General features: G+C 52.6%; 1 protein-coding gene. It reads left to right on the top strand.

The genetic code is table 11. The features are described from left to right. On the top strand, positions 1–3,421 hold a 3,421-nt coding region (locus EQP46_RS23885; RefSeq protein WP_276320910.1), incomplete at both ends, for an immunoglobulin-like domain-containing protein.

The raw sequence follows: 3,421 nt of genomic DNA, 5'->3' as shown, positions 1-3,421 counted from the left end.
GTTCGGAAGCGTCTTACACGTTAACCATTTCCGAGGCTCCAACAACGGATTTAACCGTCACTGTCGTTGTAGGCCACAAGACGTCCGAAGACGGCGATGTCACGCCAGTTACTCGCGATGTGGTGATTGCAGCAGGCACCACATCAACCGACTTTACCGTCGCAACCTTGGATGACTCGATCCTTGAAACCAATGACGACGATGTCTTTGAAGTCTCGGTGACAGGTACTTCAGGCGGTGGTTTTGAAGTGCTGCCGGACAATCCCGCAGCAGTCGAAACCACGATCAACGAAGACTCCGCTTCGACCGACAAACCAACTCTGACATTAACAGGCGATTCGGAAGTCGTTGAAGGTGCACAGGCGTCTTACACTTTGTCTATCAGCGAAGCCCCAACGACTGATCTCACCGTGACTGTCGTTGTCGGCCACAAGACGTCCGAAGACGGCGATGTGACGCCTGTGACCCGCAATATCGTCATTGCAGCAGGCACAACGTCAACTGACTTTACGGTCGCAACACTCGACGATTCGATCCTTGAGACCAACGACGATGACGTGTTTGAAGTGTCGGTAACAGGCTCGACTGGCGGTGGTTTTGAAGTGTTACCGGATAACCCAGCAGCGGTTGAAACCACCATCAATGAAGACACCACATCGACCGACAAACCAACCCTCACCTTAACAGGCGATACAGAAGTTACCGAAGGCGCAGAAGCCAGCTACACGCTGACCATTTCAGAAGCCCCTACTTCCGATTTAACCATCACTGTCGTGGTTGGACACAAAACCTCAGAAGACGGTGATGTCACCCCTGTCACTCGCAATGTGGTTATCGCGGCAGGTACAACGTCAACCGACTTTACTGTCGCTACCTTGGATGACTCCATCCTCGAAACGTCTGATGATGACGTATTCGAAGTGTCAATCACTGGCACTTCTGGCGGTGGTTTTGAAGTGCTGCCAGACAATCCTTCAGCGATCGAAACCACCATCAATGAAGACACGACCTCCACCGACAAACCAACCCTGACATTAACAGGCGATTCGGAAGTCGTTGAAGGTGCAGAAGCGTCCTATACGCTAACTATTACAGAAGCACCAACGACTGATTTAACCGTCACCGTCGTTGTGGGTCACAAGACATCCGAAGACGGTGATGTCACGCCAGTCACTCGTGATGTGGTGATTGCGGCAGGCACAACCTCAACTGACTTTACTGTCGCAACCTTGGATGACTCCATCCTTGAAACCAATGACGATGATGTCTTTGAAGTGTCAGTCACTGGCACTTCTGGCGGTGGTTTTGAAGTGCTGCCGGACAATCCCGCGGCAGTTGAAACCACGATCAACGAAGACTCCACTTCGACGGACAAACCGACCCTAACGTTAACAGGTGATGCGGAAGTCGTTGAAGGCGCAGAAGCGTCGTATACGCTGACTATTTCCGAAGCGCCAACGACTGATCTCACCGTGACAGTTGTTATCGGCCACAAGACGTCCGAAGACGGCGATGTCACGCCAGTCACGCGTAATGTGGTGATTGCCGCAGGTACAACCTCAACTGACTTTACCGTGGCAACCTTGGATGACTCCATCCTTGAAACCAATGACGATGACGTCTTTGAAGTTTCAGTCACAGGGTCTTCGGGCGGCGGCTTTGAAGTACTGCCGGATAACCCCGCAGCTGTTGAAACCACCATCAATGAAGACACGACCTCGACCGATAAACCAACCCTAAAATTAACAGGAGATGCGGAAGTTACGGAAGGCGCGGAAGCCAGCTACACGCTGACGATAAGTGAAGCGCCTACAACAGATCTCACCGTCACTGTTGTTGTGGGTCATAAGACATCCGAAGACGGTGATGTCACCCCTGTGACACGCGATGTGGTGATTGCAGCAGGCACAACCTCGACTGACTTTACCGTCGCAACCTTGGATGACTCCATCCTCGAAACCAATGACGATGACGTGTTTGAAGTGTCAGTGACAGGCTCGACGGGCGGTGGCTTTGAAGTCTTGCCGGACAATCCAGCAGCGGTCGAAACTGCCATCAACGAAGACACAACCTCGACGGACAAACCGACTCTGACATTGACAGGTGATGCGGAAGTTACCGAAGGCGAAGAAGCCAGCTACACGCTGACGATAAGTGAAGCGCCTACAACAGATCTCACCGTCACTGTTGTTGTGGGTCATAAGACATCCGAAGACGGTGATGTCACCCCTGTGACACGCGATGTGGTGATTGCGGCAGGCACAACGTCGACCGACTTCACCGTCGCGACGCTGGACGATTCGATTCTTGAAACCACTGATGATGATGTCTTTGAAGTGTCTGTTACTGGCTCGACTGGCGGCGGCTTTGAAGTGCTGCCAGACAATCCCGCAGCAGTTGAAACCACCATCAACGAAGACACGACCTCGACCGACAAACCAACCCTGACATTAACGGGCGATGCAGAAGTTACCGAAGGTGCAGAAGCGTCCTATACGCTAACTATTACAGAAGCACCAACGACTGATTTAACCGTCACCGTCGTTGTCGGCCACAAGACGTCCGAAGGCGGCGATGTCACGCCAGTCACTCGCGATGTGGTGATTACCGCAGGCACAACGTCGACCGACTTTACTATCGCAACCTTGGATGACGCCATCCTGGAAACCAATGACGATGACGTCTTTGAAGTATCAGTCACTGGCACTTCAGGCGGTGGCTTTGAAGTGCTGCCGGATAGCCCAGCTGCAGTCGAAACCACGATCAATGAAGACACAACGTCTACCGACAAGCCTACCCTGACATTAACAGGTGATTCAGAAGTCGTTGAAGGAGCTGAAGCCTCTTACACGCTCACTATTTCAGAAGCGCCAACAACAGATCTCACCGTCACTGTTGTTGTCGGCCACAAGACCTCGGAGGACGGCGATGTCACCCCTGTGACTCGTGATGTGGTTATCGCGGCAGGCACAACGTCAACTGACTTTACCGTGGCAACCTTGGATGACTCCATCCTTGAAACCAACGACGACGATGTCTTTGAAGTCTCGGTAACAGGTACGTCTGGCGGCGGCTTTGAAGTACTGCCGGATAACCCCGCAGCAGTTGAAACCACCATCAATGAAGACACGACGTCCACTGACAAGCCGACGCTTGCGCTCACGGGCGATACCGAGGTTATCGAAGGTTCGGAAGCGTCTTACACGTTAACCATTTCCGAGGCTCCAACAACGGATTTAACCGTCACTGTCGTTGTAGGCCACAAGACGTCCGAAGACGGCGATGTCACGCCAGTTACTCGCGATGTGGTGATTGCAGCAGGCACCACATCAACCGACTTTACCGTCGCAACCTTGGATGACTCGATCCTTGAAACCAATGACGACGATGTCTTTGAAGTCTCGGTGACAGGTACTTCAGG

It is taken from the genome of Enterovibrio baiacu, from assembly GCF_004120195.1.
Classification (GTDB): domain Bacteria; phylum Pseudomonadota; class Gammaproteobacteria; order Enterobacterales; family Vibrionaceae; genus Enterovibrio; species Enterovibrio baiacui.
This window is presented reverse-complemented; position numbering and strand designations above follow the sequence as displayed.